The 24,383-nt window shown below is 33.8% G+C and carries 24 protein-coding genes and 1 other annotated feature; of the genes, 21 read left to right on the top strand and 3 right to left on the bottom strand.

Annotated features, from left to right (window positions below; translation table 11 throughout):
• Positions 1–59 precede the first annotated feature (59 nt).
• From hemC to JRC48_RS01405, 12 genes are all read left to right on the top strand, one after another.
• A complete protein-coding gene (hemC, locus tag JRC48_RS01350; RefSeq protein ID WP_235070081.1) occupies positions 60–965 on the top strand; it encodes a hydroxymethylbilane synthase in 906 nt (301 codons plus the stop codon).
• Complete coding sequence (gene cobA / locus JRC48_RS01355) at positions 955–2,460, top strand: uroporphyrinogen-III C-methyltransferase (RefSeq protein WP_235070082.1); 1,506 nt, start codon at positions 955–957, stop codon at positions 2,458–2,460. Before hemC ends, cobA begins: the two co-directional genes overlap by 11 nt.
• A gap of 16 nt (positions 2,461–2,476) precedes the next feature.
• On the top strand, positions 2,477–3,454 hold the full coding sequence (gene hemB / locus JRC48_RS01360) for a porphobilinogen synthase (protein ID WP_235070083.1): 978 nt from the start codon (positions 2,477–2,479) through the stop codon (positions 3,452–3,454).
• 59 nt (positions 3,455–3,513) lie between these two features.
• Positions 3,514–4,125 carry a bifunctional precorrin-2 dehydrogenase/sirohydrochlorin ferrochelatase gene (locus JRC48_RS01365; protein ID WP_235070084.1) on the top strand — a complete coding sequence of 204 codons (612 nt, stop codon included), beginning with the start codon at positions 3,514–3,516 and terminating at the stop codon, positions 4,123–4,125.
• 940 nt (positions 4,126–5,065) lie between these two features.
• Positions 5,066–5,291: a binding site (T-box leader), on the top strand.
• A gap of 173 nt (positions 5,292–5,464) precedes the next feature.
• Positions 5,465–6,238, top strand: coding sequence for a transporter substrate-binding domain-containing protein (locus tag JRC48_RS01370; protein WP_235070085.1), 774 nt, complete (start codon positions 5,465–5,467; stop codon positions 6,236–6,238).
• Positions 6,239–6,269: 31 nt separating this feature from the next.
• Positions 6,270–6,953 (top strand): amino acid ABC transporter permease, encoded by a 684-nt coding sequence (locus JRC48_RS01375; protein ID WP_235070086.1) that lies wholly within the window; start codon positions 6,270–6,272, stop codon positions 6,951–6,953.
• Complete coding sequence (locus JRC48_RS01380) at positions 6,946–7,668, top strand: amino acid ABC transporter ATP-binding protein (protein ID WP_235070087.1); 723 nt, start codon at positions 6,946–6,948, stop codon at positions 7,666–7,668. The genes JRC48_RS01375 and JRC48_RS01380 overlap by 8 nt, the downstream gene beginning before the upstream one ends.
• A gap of 69 nt (positions 7,669–7,737) precedes the next feature.
• A complete protein-coding gene (locus JRC48_RS01385; RefSeq protein WP_235070088.1) occupies positions 7,738–8,721 on the top strand; it encodes a phosphotransferase enzyme family protein in 984 nt (327 codons plus the stop codon).
• Between the two features lie 451 nt (positions 8,722–9,172).
• The gene (locus JRC48_RS01390) at positions 9,173–10,378 is read left to right on the top strand and encodes a helix-turn-helix domain-containing protein (RefSeq protein ID WP_235070089.1); all 1,206 of its coding nucleotides are present in this window, start codon (positions 9,173–9,175) and stop codon (positions 10,376–10,378) included.
• Positions 10,379–10,633: 255 nt separating this feature from the next.
• Positions 10,634–11,005 (top strand): helix-turn-helix domain-containing protein, encoded by a 372-nt coding sequence (locus JRC48_RS01395; protein WP_235070090.1) that lies wholly within the window; start codon positions 10,634–10,636, stop codon positions 11,003–11,005.
• 592 nt (positions 11,006–11,597) lie between these two features.
• On the top strand, positions 11,598–11,915 hold the full coding sequence (locus JRC48_RS01400; protein ID WP_235070091.1) for a hypothetical protein: 318 nt from the start codon (positions 11,598–11,600) through the stop codon (positions 11,913–11,915).
• Between the two features lie 360 nt (positions 11,916–12,275).
• Entirely contained in the window at positions 12,276–12,752 is a 477-nt protein-coding gene (locus JRC48_RS01405; RefSeq protein ID WP_235070092.1) for a glutathione peroxidase, read from the top strand.
• A gap of 330 nt (positions 12,753–13,082) precedes the next feature.
• Here JRC48_RS01405 and JRC48_RS01410 read toward each other — a convergent pair whose 3' ends face one another.
• Positions 13,083–13,514, bottom strand: a complete 432-nt coding sequence (locus tag JRC48_RS01410) for a hypothetical protein (RefSeq protein ID WP_235070093.1) — start codon at positions 13,512–13,514, stop codon at positions 13,083–13,085.
• A 359-nt stretch (positions 13,515–13,873) separates the two neighbouring features.
• On the opposite strand from JRC48_RS01410, the gene JRC48_RS01415 reads away from it, so the two are divergent.
• The 3 genes from JRC48_RS01415 (at position 13,874) to JRC48_RS01425 (ending at position 16,913) form a co-directional block, all read left to right on the top strand.
• On the top strand, positions 13,874–14,671 hold the full coding sequence (locus JRC48_RS01415; RefSeq protein WP_235070094.1) for an HAD-IIB family hydrolase: 798 nt from the start codon (positions 13,874–13,876) through the stop codon (positions 14,669–14,671).
• Positions 14,672–14,773: 102 nt separating this feature from the next.
• Positions 14,774–15,433, top strand: a complete 660-nt coding sequence (locus JRC48_RS01420; protein ID WP_235070095.1) for a hypothetical protein — start codon at positions 14,774–14,776, stop codon at positions 15,431–15,433.
• 143 nt (positions 15,434–15,576) lie between these two features.
• Positions 15,577–16,913, top strand: a protein-coding gene (locus JRC48_RS01425; RefSeq protein ID WP_235070096.1) for an IS3 family transposase whose coding sequence is annotated in 2 segments (ribosomal slippage) — positions 15,577–15,967 and positions 15,967–16,913 — 1,338 coding nt in all. Because the reading frame shifts where the segments join, the coding sequence is not laid out codon by codon here.
• A 200-nt stretch (positions 16,914–17,113) separates the two neighbouring features.
• On the opposite strand, the gene JRC48_RS01430 is transcribed toward JRC48_RS01425, so the two are convergent.
• Complete coding sequence (locus JRC48_RS01430) at positions 17,114–18,031, bottom strand: cation diffusion facilitator family transporter (protein WP_235070097.1); 918 nt, start codon at positions 18,029–18,031, stop codon at positions 17,114–17,116.
• A gap of 128 nt (positions 18,032–18,159) precedes the next feature.
• On the opposite strand from JRC48_RS01430, the gene JRC48_RS01435 reads away from it, so the two are divergent.
• Positions 18,160–18,324, top strand: a complete 165-nt coding sequence (locus JRC48_RS01435) for a hypothetical protein (protein ID WP_235070098.1) — start codon at positions 18,160–18,162, stop codon at positions 18,322–18,324.
• A gap of 3 nt (positions 18,325–18,327) precedes the next feature.
• Here the strand turns inward: JRC48_RS01435 and JRC48_RS01440 are convergent, their stop codons facing one another.
• Positions 18,328–18,930 carry a C39 family peptidase gene (locus tag JRC48_RS01440; protein ID WP_235070099.1) on the bottom strand — a complete coding sequence of 201 codons (603 nt, stop codon included), beginning with the start codon at positions 18,928–18,930 and terminating at the stop codon, positions 18,328–18,330.
• A gap of 131 nt (positions 18,931–19,061) precedes the next feature.
• Here JRC48_RS01440 and JRC48_RS01445 point away from each other — a divergent pair, with 131 nt between their 5' ends.
• The 5 genes from JRC48_RS01445 (at position 19,062) to JRC48_RS01465 (ending at position 24,358) form a co-directional block, all read left to right on the top strand.
• Positions 19,062–21,230: a DNA topoisomerase 3 gene (locus tag JRC48_RS01445; protein ID WP_235070100.1), complete on the top strand. Its 2,169-nt coding sequence runs from the start codon at positions 19,062–19,064 to the stop codon at positions 21,228–21,230.
• A gap of 250 nt (positions 21,231–21,480) precedes the next feature.
• On the top strand, positions 21,481–22,212 hold the full coding sequence (locus tag JRC48_RS01450; RefSeq protein ID WP_235070101.1) for a MurR/RpiR family transcriptional regulator: 732 nt from the start codon (positions 21,481–21,483) through the stop codon (positions 22,210–22,212).
• A 201-nt stretch (positions 22,213–22,413) separates the two neighbouring features.
• Complete coding sequence (locus JRC48_RS01455) at positions 22,414–22,728, top strand: PTS lactose/cellobiose transporter subunit IIA (protein WP_235070102.1); 315 nt, start codon at positions 22,414–22,416, stop codon at positions 22,726–22,728.
• A 16-nt stretch (positions 22,729–22,744) separates the two neighbouring features.
• The gene (locus JRC48_RS01460; RefSeq protein ID WP_235070103.1) at positions 22,745–23,047 is read left to right on the top strand and encodes a PTS sugar transporter subunit IIB; all 303 of its coding nucleotides are present in this window, start codon (positions 22,745–22,747) and stop codon (positions 23,045–23,047) included.
• 21 nt (positions 23,048–23,068) lie between these two features.
• Positions 23,069–24,358 carry a PTS sugar transporter subunit IIC gene (locus JRC48_RS01465; RefSeq protein ID WP_235070104.1) on the top strand — a complete coding sequence of 430 codons (1,290 nt, stop codon included), beginning with the start codon at positions 23,069–23,071 and terminating at the stop codon, positions 24,356–24,358.
• Positions 24,359–24,383 lie beyond the last annotated feature (25 nt).

A 24,383-nucleotide genomic window follows, 5' to 3' on the forward strand; every position in this document is an offset into this window, starting at 1 on the left:
AAGGAATGTTTCACTTCATGTATACTGAGATTAAATTAATGGAAGATAAGGAGATAAAGATGAAAGTAGTTGTCGGTACAAGAGGAAGTAAATTAGCTTTGACCCAGACGAATTGGGTCATTCAAGAGTTAAAGAAAAAGCATCCGATGATTGAGTTTGAGATTAAGATTATCAAGACTAAAGGTGATTTAATTCAAAATGTTTCGTTAGATAAAATCGGTGATAAAGGATTATTTGTTAAGGAAATTGAGCAGCAATTGATGGATGGTCAAATCGATATAGCGGTTCATAGTATGAAAGACATGCCATCATCTTTACCTATCGGGCTTAAGTTTGCTGGAACACCTAAAAGAGAAGACCCAAGAGATGCTTTAATTTTGAGACAACCGTATAAAAGTCTTGAAGAGTTACCGGTTGGTGCGAAAATTGGAACAGGAAGTAAGCGTCGAAAATATCAATTATTAAAATTAAGGCCTGATTTAAACGTCGTTCCGATTCGTGGAAACATTGATACGAGAATTAAAAAAATAGAAGAAGAAAATTTAGATGGAATTGTATTAGCAGCCGCTGGATTAGTGAGAGCTAAGATGACGGATTATATCACTTGCTATTTACCGATTGAACAAATGCTTCCTGCTCCTGCTCAAGGAGCGCTAGCCATTGAAATTAGAGAAAATGATGTCACTATCCAACAATTAGTTGATAGTATCAAAGATGTCATCACAGAAGTTCAAGTTCAAGCAGAAAGAGGATTTTTACTTGGAGTTAATGGAAGTTGTCACGTTCCAATGGGAGCATACTGTGAAGTAGTTGGGCATCAGCTTAAATTAACGGGGCTTTACGGAAATGAAGAGGGAAGTCAACTGATTATTAAAACATTAGAAGGTAGTGTGGAATCTCCAATCGATTTAGGAATTGAACTAGCACAGCTTGTGTTAAAGGAGTATGAAAGTTATGAAGGGTAAAGTCTATCTAGTAGGTGCAGGACCAGGAGATTATAAATTACTAACTTTAAAGGGATTAGAGTGTATTCAAGTAGCCGACGTCATTGTCTATGATCGTTTGGTCAATAAGAATTATTTAAAGGAGGCAAAGCCTACTTGTGAGTTCATTTATGTTGGAAAAGCATCTAATCAGCATACGCTCTCTCAAGAAGAGATTAATCGTGTCATCGTTGAGCAGGCAGCTTTGGGAAAAATAGTGACACGATTAAAAGGTGGCGATCCCTATGTATTTGGTCGAGGAGGAGAAGAAGGGGAGGCGTTAAGAGAAAAAGGAATCGAATTTGAAGTGGTTCCAGGGATTACTTCAGCGATTGGAGGGCTTTGTTATGCTGGAATTCCAATTACTCACCGCGATTATGCGTCTTCTTTTCATGTGGTGACAGGTCATTTAAGAGCCGATGATAAAAGTAATTCAGATTTAAACTGGAATGCTTTAGCCCATGTTAATGGAACGTTAGTTTTTTTAATGGGAGTTTCAAACTTAAAGCAAATTAGTGAACAGTTAATCAAAGAAGGTAAGTGTAAAAAAACACCCGTTGCTTTAATTAGTTGGGCCACTTATTTCAGTCAAAAAGTTATTGTTTCAACATTAGAAGAAGTATATGAAGTTGCTCAAAAAGAAGAAATCAAGCCACCGACATTAATTGTTGTCGGATCAGTGGTGAATCTTCGAGAAACGCTCAACTTCTTTGAAAATAAACCGCTATTTGGGAAAAATATTATGGTCACAAGAAGTCGAACACAAAATAGTTCGCTCGTTGAAAAAATCAGTGATTTAGGTGGAAACCCAATCGAAATTCCTACCATTAAGATTGAAAAGTTTCAATCAAATAAAGAATTACAAGAAGCGATTCAACAATTAAATAAATATACTTACTTAGTGTTAACGAGCCAAAATGCAGCTGATATTTTCTTTAATCAATTAGATGAATTAGGATTAGACGCTCGTGCATTAGCTCACTTAAAAATTTGTGCGATTGGAAGTTCAACTGCAAAAGCAATGAAAGTTAGAGGGATTCGTGCTGATTTTATTCCAAAAGAATTTGTGTCAGAGTCATTATATGAAACACTAGCGCCACACTTAACACCCCAAGATAACATTTTGATTCCGCGTGCTAAAAATGCAAGAGATTTTTTAGTGACTCAGCTAAAAGAAATCTGTTCAGTACATGAAATTCATACGTATGAAAGCGTCATTGATTTCAATCAAAAAACGGAACTTTTAGAGATTTTGACGCACGAAAAAGTGGACTATATTACATTTGCAAGTTCTTCAAGTGTTAAAAACTTTGTTCGACTGATTGGAAATGAAAATTTAAATCAATTAAAACAGAGCGAGTTAATTTCAATTGGGCCTGTAACGTCTTCGGCCTTATGTGAGGCTGGTTTAACCGTTTATAAAGAAGCAAAACAAGCAACCATTGATGGTCTTTTAGATGTCATGATAGCTGATTAGTTTGGAGGAAAATACAATGTTAAGAAGACCCCGTCGATTAAGAGTCAATCAAGCGATTCGTAACTTAGTAAGAGAAACACGATTAAATGTAGAAGATTTTATTTATCCATTATTTATTGTAGAAGGAGAAGGCATTAAACGTGAGATTTCATCTTTACCAGATGTTTATCATTTTTCAATCGATAGACTAGAACCAGAGATTAAAGAGTTAAATGCATTAGGAATTGAGCATGTCATTTTATTTGGCGTTCCTCATGATCACGAAAAAGATGAGTGTGGAAGTGAAGGCTTCAATGAAGACGGAATTATTCAACGTGCCATTCGTCAGATTAAACAAATTGATCCAAACATGAACGTTATTACCGATGTTTGTATGTGTGAGTATACGAGTCATGGACATTGTGGAATTTTGAATGAAGAGGGATACGTTAAAAATGATGTAACCTTAGATTATTTAACTAAAATTGCAATCAGTCATGCAAAAGCTGGAGCAGACATGGTAGCTCCTTCAGATATGATGGATGGGCGTATTAAAGCTTTACGAATGGGATTAGATCAAGCAGGATTTGAGAATGTTGGAATTATGTCTTACAGTGTTAAATATGCATCTACCTTTTATGGGCCATTCCGCGAAGCGGCAAATTCATCGCCTGCCTTTGGCGATCGTAAGACATATCAAATGGACCCAGCCAATACAAATGAAGCATTAATTGAAGCTGAGTTAGATGTTTTAGAAGGAGCAGATATCTTAATGGTAAAGCCGGCCCTTTCTTACTTAGATGTCATTCGACGTGTAAAAGATGAGTTTGGCTTACCACTAGCTGCTTATAATGTGAGTGGTGAATATGCGATGCTAAAATCAGCCGTTAAAAATGGAATTTTAGCAGAAGGAGCGATTTATGAATCGGTTCTCTCAATTAAGCGAGCGGGAGCGGATATTATTATCACTTATTTTGCTAAAGACTTAGCTAAAATGATTCATCAAACAAAATAAAAAAAGATGGATGACAATACATTGTCATCGATCTTTTTTAATGAGAAAGAGGAAGCCTTATGTTGTATCCTATTAATCTAGCGTTAGATCACTTTGAGATTGTGATTATTGGTGGAGGAAAAGTAGCTTACCGAAAGTGTCAAAACTTTATTCAATTTAATAAAGCAGTCACTGTTGTAGCACCTAAATTTATCGATGAGTTTTATGAACTGAAAAATGTTAAGTTAATTCATGATGTCTATCAAAAAAAGTATATTGAAAATAGTGATATCGTTGTAGCAGCTACAAATCATTCAGAAATTAATCAACAAATTGGAGAGTACTGTCATCGTCATAAAAAATTAGTGAACGTCGTTGATCAGCTCGCATTATCAAATTATACCGTTCCCTCGTTTGTGAAACGAGGAGATTTACTGTTAAGTGTTTCAACGGGAGGAAAGAGTCCGGTCTTAGCAAAAAAGATTAAAGAAGAGTTAGAAGAAAAATATGATGACACTTATGTTGAATATGTTAATCTTCTAGGAGAAATGAGACAACTCATTATGAGTCGTTATGAAGATCAAACGCTCAAAAAACAACTGATTGAGCAGCTGATAACGCTTGATTTACAGCAATTAAAACAAACTTATGAAGCATGGGTGGATACGAAAGAAACTGAAATGAGTGATTGATAACAGACGTCAATGAGCTAAAAATAATTGCGCTTTTCATTATTGTAAATAACGATTTCTTAGGGTGTAAAATAAAAAGATAGGTTCTGTTTTAAATAGGTGTTGATAATACAAAATTTTCGCATCATTCGCTTCATGGTCGATTGAAATGGTTTATGAGTAATTTTAATGGAGTGTCTACCTAACACTGACATAACTATTTATATTTGTTCAAGTTATTGAACTTTTTAAATTCGAGCGTGAGTCTATCAAGATAAAAAAATCCTATGTTCTATCCCAAGCTAATTACACAGATTGTTCGGTTGCTTCCATTAGAACACGCACTGCCGCTTTTGTATAATAATAAATTGTTAATTTTTAGATAAAGATTTATAATATGATTAACAACAGAGTGAAGGGAGAGGATTGTATTGAAATATATAAAACTATTATTAGTTTTTTTTCAAATTGTTACAGCGGTATCAGTAATAATGGGGTATCAAAACAATACTTCTATTATGCTTCTTATATTAGCTCTATTAAATGCTATAAATGGATGGGAATGTTATCATAAGAACAAAATAGATAGTGTTATCCTATTTTTAACAGCACTTTTTGCAGGATTTGTTTCTATTTTTATCATGTTTTCTTAGAGGGAGCCTACAGCGGTATTACAATCTAACATGATGCTAATCACTATTTATCCAAGCAACTGATAGAAGAGAGGATAATGGTTAGAATAATTATTCAGTTAATGTAGAACTTAATGAAAGAATAACAGCATAATAAAAAGTGTCCGATAAAATATAACGGTCGCTTTTACTTTTAGAAAAATTTTATTAATATCAACATTACTTTAAAACAGGCCTGAAAGATAATCAATTTTTAAAAAATATTTTTAATAAAAGCTCTTGATTTTTAATAGGAGTTACCTTAAAATGTAAATAACAATTTGATTTGAATAAATCCTTTGACGAAGAAAGTAGCCATAAATTCAACTGTTAAGCGAGCTAGTGTTGGTGTGAGTCTAGCCAGTTCTTATGTGTGAAACGCCCTTCTATGGAGATTATCACAAATATACAATGGTATAGAGTATGATAATTGGGTACTCCCCTTATTGAGCAGAGTGGATGCAAGATTATTTGTATCAATTAGAGTGGTAACGCGGTCAATAGGTCGTCTCTTATGTTTATAAGAGATGACTTTTTTTATAAACATACTCACTTTGATCGATTCAAAAACTTGTATCAATAAGAGTGGTACCGCGGTTTAAAGATCGCCTCTTAATGTAAAAGAGGCGGTCTTTTTATTTGTCGAAAAAGGAAAATCAAATGTAAGAGAAATCGAGGAGGAGAAAATAATGAAAAAATTATTAATGGTTTTATTACTCATGTTAGTTGGGGTTGTTGGTTGTGGTCAAGAGGGGATTACGGTCGAGGATATTCAAGATGAGGGAACTTTATTAGTTGGATTATCAGGAGACTATCCGCCATTTGAGTTCTTTAAAATGGTAGATGGAAAAGAAATGTTAGTTGGATTTGACGTCATGTTAGCTGAAAAAATTGCTGAGGAATTAGGGGTCGATGTTGAATTAAAAAATATGGATTTTGGAGGATTAGTAGGGGCACTACAATCTGGACAGTTAGATATGGTAATCTCAGGAATGAGTCCAAATGAAGAACGTCTAAAACAAGTTGATTTTTCAGATTTTTATCACACAGGAGAAAATGCTGTTTTAGTTAGAGAATCAGAAGCGACTAATTATCAAACAGAAGCTGACTTAAAAGATATTAAAATCGGAACACAGTTAGGAAGTATTCAAACACCAATCGCAGCTTCTTTTACATCAGAAGTTAAAGAGTTAGCGACGACACAATCAATCGCGTTAGAGTTAAGTAACGGAAATGTGGATGCGGTTATTTTAGGAAAAGATATTGCTAATCGTTATGCTGAAGAATTTGATAATGTTGTCGTATCTGGAATTGTCGTGAAATCAGAAGAATCAATGGCAGTCGCTCTGCCTAAAGGATCTGAAGAATTAGTCGCAAAAGTTAATACGTTAATTGCTTCATTAAAATCAGATGGAACATTAGATCGCATGTTAGAAGAAGCGATGAAACTTGCTAATGAATAAATAAAGAATATGAATTAAAGTAGGTGAAGAGATGTTTGATTTTATTACAGATTATTATCCAATGTTTTTAAAGGGATCAGGAATGACTATCCTATTAGCCCTTTTAACAGTTATTTTTGGAACATTAATTGGAGTGTTAATTTCTATTACAAGATTTAATAATAAAGGAATCCTTGGAAAAGGATTTAACAAATTAGCAGATGTTTATATTGCCTTTTTCCGAGGAACGCCTTTAATGATTCAGTTATTTATTTTTTGGTTTGGGATTCCACAGTTGTTTCATATTCGTCTTAAGCCAGTCGGACCTATCTCAGCAGAGTTTATTGTTGGCGCTATTGCATTAGCTATTAATTCAGGAGCTTATGTCGCTGAAATCTTTAGAGCCGGAATTCAAGCGGTTGATAAAGGTCAAATGGAAGCGGGACGTTCACTTGGGTTAAGTGAAAAACAAACGTTAAAGCACATTATCCTACCACAAGCGATTAAAAATATCTTACCTGCACTAGGGAATGAGTTTGTTGTAATTATTAAGGAATCAGCCATTGTTTCAGTTATTGGACTAGCTGATTTAATGTACAATGCAGATAAAGTGACGGCAGCAACATTTAATGCATTTGGGGTTTACATCGTTGCCGCTATCATCTACTTTATTTTAACCTCACTTTGTTCAAAGCTAGTATCAATGTTTGAAAGGAGACTAAATCAAGATGCTTAAAATTCATCAATTATCAAAATTCTTTAATGGAAAACAAATTTTAAAATCAATTGATTTAGAAATCAAAGAAGGTGAGATTGTTACCATTATTGGCCCATCAGGTTCAGGGAAATCAACTTTATTGCGTTGTATGAATTTATTAGAAGTTCCGGAAGAAGGACAAGTTATATTTGAAGGAACTGATTTATTAAATCCTAAAACAAATTTAAATGAAATTCGTGAACACATTGGAATGGTCTTTCAAAATTTTAATCTCTTTCCAAATAAAACGGTCGGAGAGAATATTACGTTAGCTTTAAAATTATTAAAAAAGCTAGATGAAAAGTCTGCTCGTCAAATTGCTTTAGATTTACTGACACGCGTTGGATTAGCGGATAAAATCGATATGTATCCTGCTAAATTATCAGGGGGACAAAAACAACGTGTGGCTATTGCACGTTCATTAGCATTAAATCCTAAGTTAATGTTATTTGATGAACCAACATCAGCACTTGATCCTGAAATGGTTAAAGAGGTTTTAGAAGTCATGAAAGAATTAGGTGAAAGTGGCATGACGATGGTTATTGTAACTCATGAAATGAATTTTGCTAGAAATGTAGCAACACGTGCTATTTTCATTGATCAAGGCCAAGTTCTTGAAGATACAACGCCTGAAGCGTTATTTACTCAACCAACACACACACGTACAAAAGAGTTTTTAGATAAAATCTTATAACTAAAAATCACTAGTTTAACTAGTGATTTTTTATGTGCTATAATAAAGTTTGTTTTAGGAGGAATGACGATGAATGTTAATGAGATGAGAGAGGTTTTAAAGTATTATTTTGAGGGAGACTGTCAAATTCATCAGGGAGCGAGTGGAATGAATAACTTAACTCGGTTCATTGAATGGAATGAAAAAAAGTATGTCTTAAGAATTTATCAAAATCATAATGATGAAGCGTTAGTCAAGGTTGAACAAAAGGTTTTAAGTAGGATTAAGGGTGTGCCCGTTCCTGTATTAGTTCCAACCATAAAAGGAGAATATGTTGTTAACTACCATGGTCAGCTAGCTGTATTATTTGAATATCAAGAAGGTGTTAACTTAAAATTAGAGCGATTAGAACAGTATAAGAATTATGGCGAAATGGTTGGACGATTGAGTCAGGCATTATCAAAATTAGAAAACGAAAAGCAAGGTTATTTACCTTACTATGAATTAGATAAAGCCTATCCTAATCATGAAATCGAGGCTTTTTGTCAGATGCCTGATGAAGCGTTTAAAGATTTACGTGATGAGTTGAAGATCGTAGAAGCGTGTTACGTTGAATGGAAACAGATTAGAGACGAGTTAGCTAAATTACCAAAACAACTGATTCATGGAGACATTAATTCCTCTAATTTATTGATGAATGATCAGGGAATGATTTCACGTATTTTAGATTTTGAGTTTGTGACAAAAGATTTACGTGTGATGGAAATTGCTATTTGTTTATCAGAAATACTGTACGAAGGAAAAGATGAAATTTGGCCTAAACTCGAAGCCTTTATGGAAGGCTTAAGAGGTAGTGTAGAACTAACGAATGAAGAAATGATATATTTACCCTCATTAATTTTATTACGTCGATTAGACGTTGTTTTACATTTTATTACCCGTTATCGATGTGATATTTCCTCGGAAATTGCCGGAAAAACAGAGTATTTACGAAAGCAAATTTTAAAATTAGTTGATCAATGGTCATGGATGAATGAAAACAAAGAAGCATTTGTTCAGTTAGTAAAAAATTAGATGATTAAGGAATTCCTAACTTTTTTTAAGAAATAAGAAGTTAAATTAATTGATTATGAGGGAAGAGTTAGAAAATTTTTATAACGTGTCATGAATCAAAAAAGAAGTTGTATGCCATTAAATACAACTTCTTTTTTAGTAATTAGTTGACTATTATTGTTTTAAAAATGAAAATATTATGTAAAACTTTATAGAAAGCGTTTTTATTTAATGTTATAATGAAAAAGAAATAAATAGATGATGATTGGGTAGATGGTTGATTTATTACATGATAAATAGGCTGCGTAAGGGGAAATCACCATCAAAGCAAATAGAAGATAAGTGTGATTAACAATGTCTATCGATGTTTAACATCTACGATGTGGAGCATCAATGAATGTTAGTCACTGTCATGAAGGAACGGTAGTCATCATTAAGATAGTGAAACAAAATGAACTAGGGGGAATATCCTTTGTTAAAGATCTTAATTGTCGATGATGAACAAGTTGTTCATGTGAATTTAGAAAATCTTTTAAACTCGAGAGTGTGTGATTTTGAGATTGTAGCAACGTGTAAAAATGAACTTGACGCAATGGAAGTCATGAACAAGCAGTCAATCGATTTACTTTTAATCAGTATCTCTTATGATTTAAGCTTAGTCGAAGAAGTTAAGCAAAGAGGATATGACACAAAAGTCATGATAATCAGTCAGCAAGATGATTATGAAATGATCAATCAAATGTTAAAGTGGGGACTAGATGATTATCTTAAAAACAGTGTGACTGAAGAAGAGGTCCTCTTAGTCATCAATCACGTTTTTAAAGAGTTACAAAAGCAGCAGATAGAACAAAGAAAATCAGAGAATTTTAGATTAGGACGTCAAACCTTTTTAATGGCTATTCTTACAGGAAAAGTTTATTATAGCGATGATGAATTAAATCATTATACTAAACTTTATCAGCTTTTCGACCCACAGTTTAGCCTGTTTGAACTGAGATTTTTTAATGCAATTGATTCACAGCCGTTCATTAAGATCGAGTGTCTGATGAAGCGATATTTAAGAAACTACGATTATGATATGGTTCGTTTAATTAATGATAAAATACTCATCATCATTTATGAATCTACACAACTTAAAAATCATGAATTAATGGATGATTGGCTTCACTTGATTCAGAAGATTAGAAAGAATATTGAAGCTGATTTACAAATTTCTAAACGTTTTATAGTTGACTCTATTTCAAAGTTAAAGCAGTGTAAAGTATTAGGTCAATACAGCTCGTCAAAGGAGTTTTTAGCAATCCATCCAACCTTAAATTTTTCCCATTATCGAACGGAGATTCAAACAGTTTTAAATTATATTCATGAGCATTATCAAGAGCGAATTACGCTTCAACAATTGGCGATTCAAGCTTGTTTACATGAAGCTTATTTAAGTCGCTTGTTTAAGCGGGAGACTAAAAAAACAATTAATAGTTACATTAATGAATTACGAGTCTATAAAGCTAAAGAGTTATTAAAAACTCCAAATATTATGATAAAAGAAGTGGCACAGTTAGTAGGAATTCATGATCAGCTGTATTTTAATCGCGTCTTTAAAAAGTTTTGTGGGGAAAATCCAACTCAGTATCAAGAACGAATTCAAAAAAATGAGTTTCAGTCTTTTAGTTTCAAGTGACTTTGGTAATAGATATAAGGCCAGATTTATTTTACGTAAATAAAATGAATCTGGCCTTACGTATTTAGTAAATAAATTGGATTAAAAGAAATGATTAAAGTACTTTAAATCAGATTAAGGCGCTTTGAATGAACGTTCAAAGCTTTAATGATAAGCATACAATGATAGCAGTCGTCTTTGTTATAAGATGTTACGCTGAATAATAGACTTTAATAGAGGATGATGTGAGTTAATGAAAATAAGAGGAGAATAAAGATGAATAATAATAAAGGATTAGCGAATTCGATTATCATTCTTGCTTGTACAATCGTGGTTGGTTCATCGATAATTGCGCTGAAGTTACCGGTGACGATTAATCTGCCTTCAATTGAGACAAAGGAAAGTCATCAAGTGTTACGAATTGATGAAGCAGCCGATTATCTTCGATTATCAGAAGAGCAAATCATTCGAATGATCAATATTGAAAGAAGAACCTTGGAAAAAGACGGTGTTTTTTCAGGTGTCATGTTTCCGTATTTTAAAGTTGATGATGAGTACTATTTTTCTAAAGCACAATTAGATGAGTGGATAAAAGAAGCCGCAATTGAGCAAGTAGAATATCATACATCTGAAGTATGGATGAAATAGAGAATCAGGTTTTTAAATTTGTTAATGTCATTTAGAAAGAAATCATCATTTCTAAATGACATTTTTAATGGAGATCCATATCCTCTTGTTTTAAACATTACGTCTAACGAAAGCAGGTACTAGGATTAAAAATAATGATTTTCTTTAAAAGGGCTTAAAGTCATGATGAAAAATCATTTTTTTGTTGGAAAATGTAGTTTTTAGAGTATAATTGTAGGTGAGATGAAAGGATGATTCAAAGTCTCTTTCATATAAGGATGGGTAAAAGAATATTAAGGGAGAGTGTCAGGTAGGTGCAACGAAAAATCGAATATAAGTATGAAGAACGCATGAGTGCAGGCGATATGATTAGAAATATGGTGACGATTGGATTAGTCGTAGCGGTTATGTTTCACTTCGTGATTCAATAAATAAAAAGGATGATTCTCAATTTAAGAGATCATCTTTTTTATTAGGATATTTAATAAGCGGGAAATAAAGAAGTAAAAGAGAGGTTTAAAATCATGAGGATTTGTTTAAAAAGACTAACCAATCCATAGGCGATCACATAAGATAAACTAGATAGAAGGTCTAAGTGAAGGAGGGATAGGGGATGAAACATTGGATAAGATATTTGGTTGCATGTTTACCGGTTATCGTCTTATTGAGTGGGGAATTTTTAGCTGAAACAGTCATGGATCGTAGCCAAATTTATGTTCCGATATTAGCTTTATTTCCATTTTTATATTTAATTCAAGGAATGTTAGTTGCTATTTATGGTGGAAGCTTATTAGTATCTGTCATTTTGACATCAACATCCTATTTTTTAATCTTATTTTTATTTTTAAGTCAAACGGCATGGATTTACATTTTGAGTTATTTAGCTTTAGCTATTGTTGTCACGGTGGCTAGTGAATATCGTCGACACTAAAATGGACTAAGGAAGTTGAAAAGGGAACCCATTAAATGATTAAAACTCAAGCATCTTGTTATGCTTATCTAACGACTAGTTTTAATAGTTAGATAAAAAAGAGATTCACTATTATCCTTATTACAGTAAGAAGGATGTTAGTTTTAATAAAGACAATCAGTATTTAGAGAAGGGGGAGCGGTATTTTTAATATACTATTTCAAACCTTGAATGAGTCGTCTATTTATTAAAAAGGGAGAGTGTCATTATTCAATATATGAGAAAGTAAAAGTGCTAGCCTAAGGTCCACTAGGTCTAGCATTTTTACGTTTTAAATACAGTTTTTAAATTAAGTTTTGAAAAATTAAAGGAGAAAATAAAATGAAATTTTATGAATTAGAAGTTAAAAAGATGAATGGTCAAGTCGTTAAAATGGAGCAATATAAAGGAAATGTTATTTTAGTTGTCAATACCGCGAGTAAGTGTGGATTAACACCCCAGTTTAAAGAGTTAGAGGAACTATATCAAAATTATCATGCAGAAGGATTAGAAATTTTAGGTTTTCCTTGCAATCAATTTGCGAAACAAGATTCAGGAACTAATGAGGAAATCCATGAATTTTGTCAGTTGAATTACGGAGTTACATTTACGATGTTTGAAAAAATTCAAGTGAATGGAGCTAATGCGCACCCGTTGTATCAATTTTTAAAACAAGAGGCAAAAGGGGTATTTAGTTCAGAAATTAAATGGAATTTTACAAAGTTTTTAATTGATCGTCATGGGAACGTGATTAGACGCTATGCTCCAACCGTTAAACCATCAAAAATTGAAGAAGATATTAAAAAATTATTGAAGTAAGGCTATCGTAACGTAGCCTTTTTTACTATTTTGAAGAGGATTATTTCATCTAATAAGAAACCTAATTTTATTTGTAGTGAAACACGGTTCATATCTTAACCAAGAGGCATTAAGAATAACTTAACAGGTAAGTCATAAATAATAGCATTAAACAGATCTCAGTAATTAAAGTTGTGAAAGGAGTTAACAGAAATTAAATTAGTTTTATTAGATTAAGAAGAAATTTCAATTAAGTATTAGCTTTTTTGTGATTTGTATTCATTAAATTAAAATGAATTGGACTGATGTTTTGTGAGATAAAAAAGTCCGATTTGATATCGGACTTAACAATTAATAACGTCGGCAACCTCTTTTTTCAATAAATCCCCCGTGTTCTAGTTTGAAGAAATCTTCTGATTCACCAACGATTTGTTGTAAATCACCAATACGTAATAAAGTTGTTATATGAGATTTAGTAGAAGGTTCAGTGAAAACCGGAGTATTAACAATTACTTTTACAACAAAAGGCTCTGCTAAGTCTGTGATTTCATTGCTAGGTTCTAATAAGATTTCAGCAGCTTCTTCATTGATCCATCCTAGTTTAATTTTATACATCTTATTTCTTTGAGCTAAAACGGAAAAGACTTGTCCTTTAGTGACAGAGGAAGTTGCTTCAGATGTCAATGAAGAATCATAATGAACCTCACAATCATCTTTAATACAAACAACCATCTTGTCTGAAGGAACATAAAACGTATTCCCATTAAACTTAACATTAGCCATTCTAATCAATCTCCCTTAATCATCATTTAATCGATGAATATAAACTCTATACTAATATATGCTAGTTTTGATGATATTTGCCTAAAAATAGAAGATAAAACTTCAAAAACTATATTTTTCTTTTAAGTTAAAAATGGAGTAGATGATATGTTAGGAAGTTTATTGACCGATGCTTGATTTAAAATAAAGGAAACTCATTAAGTCATTTCTGTCCAAGTGAATTAAAAGAAAGCACAAATAAATAAAGCTCGTTTGATTAAGAAAGAGAAGTTATTTTTTGACAATTAAAGGGCTTGTCCTTTGTGAGGTTTTCAAGTAGACTAAAACTAAAGAAAAAAGGAATGTGGGTGAAGAGAGTAATGAAATTATTCGCATCAGATTACGACGGAACATATTGGAAGCATACGTTAAAGGGGCAACTAGATTTAAAGAAGAATATTAAGATGACAAAGAAATGGCAAAAAGAAGGTCATTTGTTTGTTTTTGCAACAGGGCGATCGATTTCATTAATACGATTAGAAGAATGGCTACATGGCATCGTTTATGATTATATTGTCGGGTTAAACGGTGGAATTATCGTTTCAAAAGATGGTGAGATTTTATTTCAACAAGCAATTGAAGAATCAGTCGCAAGAAAAATTGTTAAAGTCATTCAAGCAGAAGAACTGTTACAGTATGAAATTACGGACGGCATTTACGGGCATTATCAAACGACTTTTAAATGGAGTCACAAAACATTTTATTTATTTAAGCTATTCAAACTTTTCTTTAAAGAATATAATCTGACGCTTGAAGAGTCGTTAAAACAACCAGTTGTACAAATTTCGATTAAAATGAAAAGTCACGAACAGGCCATCGAGTTTGCTAAAAAAATGAATCAAGAATTTGGCGATGAGATTGTGGCTTATTCTAATTTAAGACATGTTGATATTTCAGCTAAAGGATTATCAAAAGCGACAGGAGTTGACTATGTTGCGAAGCTACATCATATTAATCCTGATCAAGTATACTGTATAGGAGATAGTTTTAATGACGTTCCAATGTTTGAAACGTTCCATGGCTATACGTTACCTGAAGCATGTGATGAAATCAAACAGTGCGCGGAAAAAGTATTTGAGACGGTGGATGAAGCAATGAAGTTTAGTTTGAAAAAGTAAAGGCTAAAGCAATCTTTAGCCTTTTTCTTATACATTTTAAACACCACTTGATGAGTAGGTGGATATAATATAAAAGAAATGTTCCATGAAGGGAGTGAATTTATGTATTGGCCACGTTCCTATAGAAAAAATCCATATAATTTAATGAGAGGTTATCGGGGATTTGATGACGGCTTTTTTGATGGTGGTGGATGCGGACCAGGTGGTAACTGTGGACCAGGTCCAGGTCATTGGGGTGGTGATGGTGGCTTTGGAGGAATTGGATCCTTTATTGTTGGAGGTTTAGCAGGTGCCTTTTTAGCTAACACGTTTGGCTCTAAAAATGCTCAAGCAGCACCGCAACCTGTTTATCCGCAACCTGTTTATCCTCAACCCGTGCCCCAACCAATTCCTTATCAAGCTCCAATGCCTTATGGCTATGCTCCTTATGGATACAATGGACCACAGGCAGCTCAAGTACAAAACCAACAAGGACAAAAGCAAATCATCACATCAAGCACATCAAATGAAGATGAAGAACTTTATCCAGACTTTGATGAATGGATGAAACAAAAGCAACCGATTAAGGAAACGCATAATGTTTATACCATTCCATCGCAACCTGTTTATAATCAACAACCGACGTATCAGCCTCAAATGATGCCTTATCAAGGGCTACCCTATCAAGGGGGGCAATCCGGGGTAGCGAGTTACCCGATGCCAGTGGCAGATCGTCCAATGACCATGTCGATGCCTTATTATATGTTTCCAGTTCAGCAATAGATAGTTTTAGTTAAGAGAATAAAAAGAGCTGTTACATTTTAAAATAGAACCTATAAGCTAGACACTTAAAAAAAGTGTGAGCTTATAGGTTCTTTTATTTTATAATAGAATAAAGACAACTTTAGAGAAGAATGGTGAAGAGAATGAGTCAAAAAACATTTACTGAAAAAGAGATTAAGATTTTAAATAAAAACCCTTATGTTAAAAAAGTATCAGAAAAATCAATCACTTACAGTGATGAATTTAAACAGTTAGTCGTTCTACAAATCGCTGAATCAAAAACACCGCGAATGATCTTTGAACAAGCAGGATTTGATGTTGACATCATAGGAATGAAACGGATTGAAGCGGCTGCTTCACGTTGGAAGAAGGCTTATCGAATGTCAGGCATATTAGGATTGAAAGATACCCGTCAAACGAACTCTGGAAGACGGTTAAATAGAGCTTTAACAGACAAAGAAAAGACGGCTAAACTCGAAGCTAAAATGAAGTTATTAGAGGCCGAGAATGAATGGTTAAAAAAGGTCTATTTGATGGAAAGGGGGTTACTCAAGTAGTTAAGTCCCTGACGACTGCTCAAAAATATGAGTTAATTCGCCAAGTGATTGAACGCTTTAACTTAACTGGCGTTATTCACTATTTTTGTGATACCCTAAACGTCTCTCGTTCAGGGTATTATCGTTATTTCAGTGAATCAGCTAAATATCATCGATTGAAACGTGAAGAGGATGACTTAAAGGTTCGTGATGTTATCTTAAATGTATTCCATCGACGTGGTTATAAAAAAGGTTCTCGTCAAATTAAGATGACATTAGAGAATGAAATGGGCATTATTTATAGTCTGAAACGAATTAGACGTATCATGAGAAAGTTCGATATCATCTGCCCACATCGCAAAAAAAATCCCTATAAAAAAATAGTTAAAGCGACAGAAGAACACCGAGTCGTTCCTAATCGTTTAAATCGCGAATTCCGACAAGAGGTTCCTGGTAAAGTGTTATTGACCGATATTACTTATGTTTATTACGGAAAGGGGCAATTAGCTTACTTATCCACGATTTTAGATGGTTCTACGAATGAAATTTTATCTTATCATATTTCAGATCATCTTAAAATGCCACTTGTGACAGAGACGATTGAAAAATTATTTAGGAATAAACGAATTCCCCTTCATCCAGAAGCTTTTATTCACTCCGATCAAGGGGCCCATTACACCAGTCCAACGTTCCAAAACTTATTAAAGAAAAAAGGATTAGGACAATCCATGTCCAGAAAGGGAAATTGTTGGGATAATGCCCCCCAAGAATCATTCTTTGGGCATTTTAAAGATGAAGCCTTACTTAAAGAATGCCAGAACTTAGAAGAGTTAAAACGCGAAATTAAACGCTATATGATGTACCATAATACAGCTCGATATCAGTGGAATTTAAAAAAGATGACTCCTGTAGGATACAGAAATCATCTTTTAGATGCCGCATAATTCATGTTTTTTTTAATGTCCTTGACATAGGTTCCAGATTATTTAGTAATCAGCTCTTTTTATGTGCCTTATTTATAAAAGAAAGTGGAATTTATCATTATAGTAGGATAGAGGTTTGACGAGGCAAAACCGTTTAATTAAGAAAAAAAGAAGGAATGAATCTCCTTCTTTAATAACCTACTTATGAGTCATGATAGAGCCTACTCATTATGAGTATGGTGGTACTTATGAGGAGCATCTCCTGGTAGATGAAGCGGGTTGACGTGTACAGTACAATGTTTGATTTTGTGAAGGTGGTGCTCAAGTTGGTAGTGAACCGTTTCAGCAATGGCATGTGCCTCAATTAAGGTAAGAGTAGGATCAACTGAAATTTCTAAGTCAACATAAATCCGATTGGAATGAATTCTCGTTTTTAAACAATCAATCGCTAAGACTCCTTCTACTGATTGAATGTATTGTGTAATTTCTTTAATGATCTCAGGATTCGCCGATTTATCAATTACTTGATTAGTGGCCTCAATAAAGATATCAATAGCCACTTTTAAAATGATCACTGTTATGACAATGGCAGCTAGTGGATCTAAAATAGGATATCCAAGACGAGCCCCTATAATCCCGACTAAGGCTCCAATTGAAGATAAAGCATCACTTCGATGGTGCCATGCATCGGCTGCTAAAGCGGTAGATTCAATTTTCTTAGCTCGTCGAAGAGTATAATGATACATCCATTCTTTGATGACAATAGATAAGATTGCGGCCCAAATGGCGATCATTTGAGGTTTGATATAACTATTTGAAATAATGGTTTGAATCGCAGAAAATCCAATAGATAATCCTGTCATAAATAAGATAAAAGCGAGTACTTTACTAAGGATCGCTTCAAATTTTTCATGACCGTAAGGATGTTCAAAATCAGCTGGTTTTTGAGAAATTTTAAATCCAATAAAAACGCCAATTGAACTGATGACATCAGAAATTGAATGAACCCCATCTGAAATCATGGAAGTACTATGACCGATAAAACCAGCCATTAATTTAATTAGAGATAATAGAATATTTACAACAATCGTTATAAATATTGTACGATTCCCAATCTGTTTTCGGGTTAGATTATTCATCAGTATCACCTCAACTTTTTATCGCTAGAATAGCCTATGAAGAAATATCATAACATGTGTTCATTGACGTATAATTAATTGATTATTTTACATATTAAGGTTAACTTGATGATAAAGGATGGATGGTTGTGAATGATGTTTTGTTAATTCAAGTTTCATTAATTCTTTGTGTGATTTTAGTTGTTTTAATTGGACTGATTTGCTTGTTAGCGTATGATAAAGAGCAAAAAAGACAATTTTTATTTGATCAACAAGAAGACGAACAGCAAAAAGGTAATCCTTTTCTTTTTTAAGGATTACCTTTTTTCAATGACAAAGTATAAGTGGTTAAAAACTGGAAGACCGTTATCCCAAAGATCTAAAAAATAATCGGTGCTTAGGGTACGATTTCCTGGTAATAAGTCATTCTCATCTGTTTCACGTAAAGAATCAAAGAAGTAGACTTCCTGACGATTATCATCGTATCCAATGAGTGTCATATAATGTTGCCACTTTAAGTGATTTCCCACTAAGACGATGATAGGTGTTCCTTTTGTCAGTTGAGTTTTTAACGTTTCAAAAGTCCCGGTATACATCGTGACTTGATAAGACGTCGAGTTAAAATAATCTAAGATCCCTTTAGGTAAGACATAGCCTGAAAAGGGTAATTTATAGTTAAATTTCTCATAAAGAGAGAGACCGTTTTGATTCTCTCCAAAGTGACGAAGAACATAGGCACTAGAAAAGGCAGAACATTCATTTTTAACTTGCGTTTCATAGCTATTTTCTTTTGTAATCATGAATGAATCTGGATAGTTTATCGTGATCTGGTCAGTCATTGGAAATGGTGTAATACAATAAAAGCAAAACATTAAAATGGCTAATAGTAAAAATAGTCCCCCTAGTAAATATCGTTTCATAATAAATCCTCCCTTATTTTTCTATCATTATATCATAAATAAGTGATTTTGAAAAAAATGACAGAGCATAGTCTTTTTTAGTTGGAAGTGATACAATGAATAAGAATTTAGATAAAGGAAGGATGTTAAAAATGAGCAAACGATTAGTGTTAGCTGAAAAACCATCCGTTGGACGTGATATTGCACGCGTCTTAAATTGTACAAAACAAGGTAACGGTTATTTAGAAGGAAAAGATTATATCGTCACTTGGGCGCTTGGTCATTTAGTGACACTGGCTGACCCGGAGGCTTATGATTCAAAATATAAATCATGGGAGCTTTCAGATTTACCGATGCTTCCTAATGAGTTTAAGTTAGTCGTCATTCCAAAGACAGCGAAACAATTTAAAGTCGTTAAATCACAGATGTTACGTCAAGATGTAACTGAAATCATTATTGCCACTGATGCAGGTCGTGAGGGAGAATTAGTCGCACGCTGGATTATTGATAAAGTTTCCGTCAAAAAGCCAATTAAACGTTTATGGATTTCATCTGTGACAGATAAAGCCATTCAAGAAGGATTTAAGAACTTAAAGGATGGACGAAAATACGAGGCGCTTTATTCATCAGCGATTGCGCGATCAGAAGCTGATTGGATTGTAGGAATGAATGCGACACGTGCTTTAACGACCAAACACAATGCGCAACTTTCTTGTGGACGGGTGCAAACACCAACACTTGCTATGATTGCGAAACGCGAAGAAGAAATTAAACAGTTTAAACCTAAATCTTATTATGGATTAACTGCTATAACAGAAGGGATTAAATGGACCTGGCAAGATCAAAAGTCAAAAGATATAAAAACATTTAATCAAACTTATATCGAGCAATTAATGAAATCATTGCAAGGAGAAACGCTACACGTTAAAAAAGTGGTGAAAACCGAGAAAAAAATGTATGCACCAGGACTTTATGATTTAACAGAATTACAACGTGATGCCAATAAAAGGTATGGCTTTTCAGCTAAAGAAACATTATCTATTATGCAAAAGTTATATGAGCATCATAAAGTTTTAACTTATCCGCGTACCGATTCACGTTATCTTTCATCCGATCTTGTAGAGACGTTACCTGAGCGTTTGAAAGCAATCGCTATTGGACCTTATCGAGGAGTAGCTAATCAATTATTAAAATCAAAGATTGTTACGAATAAATCCTTTGTAGATGATAAAAAGGTGAGTGATCATCATGCGATTATTTCAACGGAACAAACGGTACTATTAAGTGATTTAAGTGATAAAGAGCGTAAGATTTTTGACTTAGTGGTCAAACGTTTCTTAGCAGTTTTATCTAAACCATTTGTTTATGAGCAAACAAATTTAACGGGTAAAATAGGAAACGAGACCTTTGTAGCGAAAGGAAAACGAGTCATCTCGCTTGGATTTAAAGCTATTTATACAAATGATGATGAAGCGTCTGATGATCATCAACTATTACCTTCTCTTGATGAAGGAGCAGTCTTGCCAATCACAACAATCGTTCAAACGACAGGAAAAACACAACCTCCAGCCTATTTTAATGAAGGAACATTATTATCTGCGATGGAAAATCCAGTTCGATTTATGAATGGGGCTTCAAAAGAATTGGTAAAAACGTTAAACGAGACTGGTGGACTTGGAACCGTGGCAACAAGAGCGGATATTATTGAGAAATTATTTAATAGTTTTATGATTGAAAAGCGAGGACAAGAGATTCACTTAACGTCAAAGGGAAGGCAATTATTAGAACTTGCACCAGCTGATTTAAAATCACCAGAATTGACGGGTGAGTGGGAACAAAAGTTAAGTGACATTGCTAGTGGAAAATTAAATCGTCAGACGTTTGTCAATCAAATGCGTCAATATGCTGAAGTGGTTGTGGCAGAAATAAAAAATAGTGAAGCGAGCTACAAGCATGATAATCTCACGACAACCAAGTGTCCAGAATGCGGAAAGCCGATGTTAGCTGTGAATGGAAAGCGTGGAAAAATGCTTGTTTGCCAAGATCGTGAATGTGGAACACGAAAAAAAATCTCTCAAGTCACGAATTCACGTTGTCCAAAATGTCATAAAAAACTAGAGCTTCGCGGTGAAGGGGAGAATCGAATGTTTGCCTGTGTATGTGGACATCGAGAAAAGCTGAGTACGTATAATAAACGTAAACAGGAACAGAAAAAGCAAGGAAGTAAGCGTGATGTTCAAAAATATCTACGTGAACAAGAAAAAAGTGCCGAACCGATGAATTCAGCACTTGCTGATGCCTTAGCTCATTTAAAATTATAATTCATTCAAAAGCCTCTTAATTTAAGAGGCTTTTTCTTTTGAATTTCGATAGAATGTAACGATATACGAGGGAATGAATAAAAAAATATTTTAAGTAGAAGAAATACTCATGTAGTTTTTTATCAGACTTAACAATTAAAGTTCAAATGAAAGCACTTTACTGATATAATTAAAAGAAAGTTATAAATAGCCGATAGTGATGATTGGAAATCATATGAACCACTTGTTTATCAGGTGTGGAGGGGGAAAGATGTTTAGCTATCAGGAGATTAAGTCATTAAATGAATTAGAATTAGAAGTTTATAACTATATTATTAGGCATCAAGATCATGTGATTGAGATGAAAATCAGAGATTTAGCCGAAGCTGCACATGTTTCAACAACCACTGTTTTACGTTTTTGCAAAAAAGTTGGCTGTAATGGTTATTCAGAATTTAAATTGAAGTATAAAATGTATTTGAATCAAAAACCAAGTCAAGTTAAAATAGGAGACTTAGGAATTTTACTAGATTTTTTCAAACGAACCGAGTCGGATGAGTTTAATAAAAAACTTGATGAAGTCGCCAGCTTATTATATTATTCTCAAAAAATTATTCTAACCGGTATCGGTAATTCAGGCGTGCTAGCTAAATATGGTGCGAGGTATTTTTCAAGTGTTGGGAAACTAGCTCAACATATCGATGATCCGTATTATCCCGTTCCGTCAGGATACTATGATGCATCTGTAATTATTGCGCTTTCAGTTTCTGGAGAAACAACTCAAACCATTGAACAATTAAAACGATTTACTAGTTTTAACTGTGCTATTGTCGCTATTACTAATAGTGAAACGAGTACCATTGCTAAAATGTCAGATGTGACGTTAAGTTATTATGTGCCAGTTGATCGGGAAAATCTTGAGGTAGACTTAACGACACAAGTACCCGTGCTTTATATTTTAGAAAAACTAGGAAAGAAGGTTCAATTCCTTTTAAGTCAATAAGATATTATGTGAAAAAGCCCATGAAATCATGGGCTTTTTTTATGTTTATGAGCCATTTATCTAGTTGTTTTTTTTATGTAACAAATCACAGAAATCGTTATCTGTTTCTTAAGGAGGCTTAAGTATAGTCAAAAATGTAAGCGTTTGCTATAATAATCATGTAAGAACGAAACAACGATAAGAAAAAGGGGGCAAAAGAGAATGAATGGTAATGAATTAATTAGCTTTCAAATTATCTCAGCAGTCGGAACCGCTCGCAGTTTATATGTAGAAGCGATTCAGGAAGCGAAAAAAGGAAATATTGAAGTAGCCAATGAATTAATGGTAGAAGGTGCTAAAGTATTTGTTGAAGGTCACCATGCTCATGCATCACTGATTCAAAAAGAGGCAGCGGGTGAAAAATCAGAATTTAGCTTATTACTAATGCATGCTGAAGATCAGCTGATGACAACGGAGACTTTGAAAATTGTAGCAGAGGAATTTATCGAACTTTATCATGATAAATTTAATAATTAATGAGGAGGAAATGAACATGTTAAAAATTAAATTATTTTGTGCAGCGGGGATGTCAACAAGTATGTTAGTAAAAAAAATGTTAGAAGCAGCAGATAAAAAAGGACTTGACGTACAAATTGTCGCTTATCCAGAATCACAAATGGATAAAGAAACAGAGGATTGCGATATTGCTTTATTAGGACCACAAGTGGGATATCGATTAAAAGCAGCAGAGCAAATTTGCAAGCCTAAAAATATTCCAGTTGCAGTTATTCCAATGGTTGACTATGGAATGATGAATGGTGAGAAAGTATTAGAGTTTGCTTTAAATTTAAAGTAAAACCTGAGAGGGGGAATTGTCATGCAAGAGTTTTTCAGTAACAAAGTGGTACCTATTATTATGAAGTTCGTTAGTTTAAAAGGTGTTGTTGCGTTAAAGGATGGATTATTGTATACCATGCCGTTAACAATCATTGGTTCTATCTTTTTATTACTTGCCAACTTTCCGATTAAAGCGGTAGTTGATTGGTTGACTTCAATGGGATGGATGGATCCATTAAATCAAGTAAATGGAGCGACATTCAATATTGTCGCACTAATCGGGGTTATGGGAATTGCCTATGAGTATGTTAAAAAAGAAGGATATCAAGGGTTAAATGCTGGAGTATTAGGGGTTGTCGTATTTCTTATCACAACAAACTCTTTTGTGGTTTCTGAAAGTGGAGAAATTGTAAGTAACATCATTGATAAAACATGGACAGCTGGTCAAGGGATGATTACAGCTATTCTAATTGGCTTAATTGTTGGATGGGTTTATTCATGGTTTATGAAACATGATATTCGCATTAAGATGCCAGCTGGAGTACCTGAAGGGGTAGCGAACTCATTTACGGCGTTAATTCCTGGTTTTGCTATTATTACAGGGGCAACACTTGTTTATGCTTTCTTCAAGTTTGTTTTAGATACAACATTTATTGAAGCTATTTATTCCGTTATTCAATCACCACTACAAGGAATGACAGATTCTTTAGGTGGAGTTATTATGATGACATTCTTAACTCCTTTCTTATGGTGGTTTGGTGTTCATGGTGCAACGATTGTCGGTGGAATTATGGGATCTCTTCTTCAAGCTAATGCATTGGCAAATCAAGCGATTTTAGACTCAGGAATGGCTTTAACTATTGAAAATGGTGGACATATTGTAACAGGACAATTTATCGATCAATTCATCACAGTTACAGGATCTGGATTAACTCTTGGATTAGTAACATATATGATTTTCTTTGCTAAGTCTCAGCAATGTAAAGAATTAGGAAAATTAGGAGGAGTACCGGGACTCTTTAACATTAATGAACCTATTTTATTCGGTACACCAATTGTTATGAATCCTTTCTTAGCTATCCCATTTATCGGAATGCCTGTTCTTTCAGGAATTATCACATATTTTGCTCTAGCAACAGGATTAGTTCCTTTATTCTCGGCCATCTCTGTTCCTTGGACAACACCACCAATCGTTTCAGGATTCATCATCGGAGGATGGAGAGCTGCTGTATTACAAGCTGTCATCTTAATTCTATCATTCTTTGCTTATCTTCCATTCATTAGAAAAATTGATAAAATGAATCTTGAGGCTGAAAAAGCAGGAAAATAATCATGTAAATGAAACAAACATAGAT

Source organism: Turicibacter sp. TJ11, from assembly GCF_021497505.1.
Lineage (GTDB): Bacteria > Bacillota_I > Bacilli_A > MOL361 > Turicibacteraceae > Turicibacter.

Bases quoted from the DNA above. Each gene is read 5' to 3' on its own strand.
- cobA (WP_235070082.1), top strand. From the start codon at position 955: ATGAAGGGTAAAGTCTATCTAGTAGGTGCAGGACCAGGAGATTATAAA.
- JRC48_RS01415 (WP_235070094.1), top strand. From the start codon at position 13,874: ATGAAATTATTCGCATCAGATTACGACGGAACATATTGGAAGCATACG.
- JRC48_RS01410 (WP_235070093.1), bottom strand. From the start codon at position 13,514: ATGGCTAATGTTAAGTTTAATGGGAATACGTTTTATGTTCCTTCAGAC.
- JRC48_RS01365 (WP_235070084.1), top strand. From the start codon at position 3,514: ATGTTGTATCCTATTAATCTAGCGTTAGATCACTTTGAGATTGTGATT.
- JRC48_RS01405 (WP_235070092.1), top strand. From the start codon at position 12,276: ATGAAATTTTATGAATTAGAAGTTAAAAAGATGAATGGTCAAGTCGTT.
- JRC48_RS01455 (WP_235070102.1), top strand. From the start codon at position 22,414: ATGAATGGTAATGAATTAATTAGCTTTCAAATTATCTCAGCAGTCGGA.
- JRC48_RS01420 (WP_235070095.1), top strand. From the start codon at position 14,774: ATGTATTGGCCACGTTCCTATAGAAAAAATCCATATAATTTAATGAGA.
- JRC48_RS01430 (WP_235070097.1), bottom strand. From the start codon at position 18,031: ATGAATAATCTAACCCGAAAACAGATTGGGAATCGTACAATATTTATA.
- JRC48_RS01450 (WP_235070101.1), top strand. From the start codon at position 21,481: ATGTTTAGCTATCAGGAGATTAAGTCATTAAATGAATTAGAATTAGAA.
- JRC48_RS01400 (WP_235070091.1), top strand. From the start codon at position 11,598: ATGAAACATTGGATAAGATATTTGGTTGCATGTTTACCGGTTATCGTC.
- JRC48_RS01375 (WP_235070086.1), top strand. From the start codon at position 6,270: ATGTTTGATTTTATTACAGATTATTATCCAATGTTTTTAAAGGGATCA.
- JRC48_RS01395 (WP_235070090.1), top strand. From the start codon at position 10,634: ATGAATAATAATAAAGGATTAGCGAATTCGATTATCATTCTTGCTTGT.
- hemB (WP_235070083.1), top strand. From the start codon at position 2,477: ATGTTAAGAAGACCCCGTCGATTAAGAGTCAATCAAGCGATTCGTAAC.
- hemC (WP_235070081.1), top strand. From the start codon at position 60: ATGAAAGTAGTTGTCGGTACAAGAGGAAGTAAATTAGCTTTGACCCAG.
- JRC48_RS01440 (WP_235070099.1), bottom strand. From the start codon at position 18,930: ATGAAACGATATTTACTAGGGGGACTATTTTTACTATTAGCCATTTTA.
- JRC48_RS01380 (WP_235070087.1), top strand. From the start codon at position 6,946: ATGCTTAAAATTCATCAATTATCAAAATTCTTTAATGGAAAACAAATT.
- JRC48_RS01385 (WP_235070088.1), top strand. From the start codon at position 7,738: ATGAATGTTAATGAGATGAGAGAGGTTTTAAAGTATTATTTTGAGGGA.
- JRC48_RS01460 (WP_235070103.1), top strand. From the start codon at position 22,745: ATGTTAAAAATTAAATTATTTTGTGCAGCGGGGATGTCAACAAGTATG.
- JRC48_RS01370 (WP_235070085.1), top strand. From the start codon at position 5,465: ATGAAAAAATTATTAATGGTTTTATTACTCATGTTAGTTGGGGTTGTT.
- JRC48_RS01445 (WP_235070100.1), top strand. From the start codon at position 19,062: ATGAGCAAACGATTAGTGTTAGCTGAAAAACCATCCGTTGGACGTGAT.
- JRC48_RS01465 (WP_235070104.1), top strand. From the start codon at position 23,069: ATGCAAGAGTTTTTCAGTAACAAAGTGGTACCTATTATTATGAAGTTC.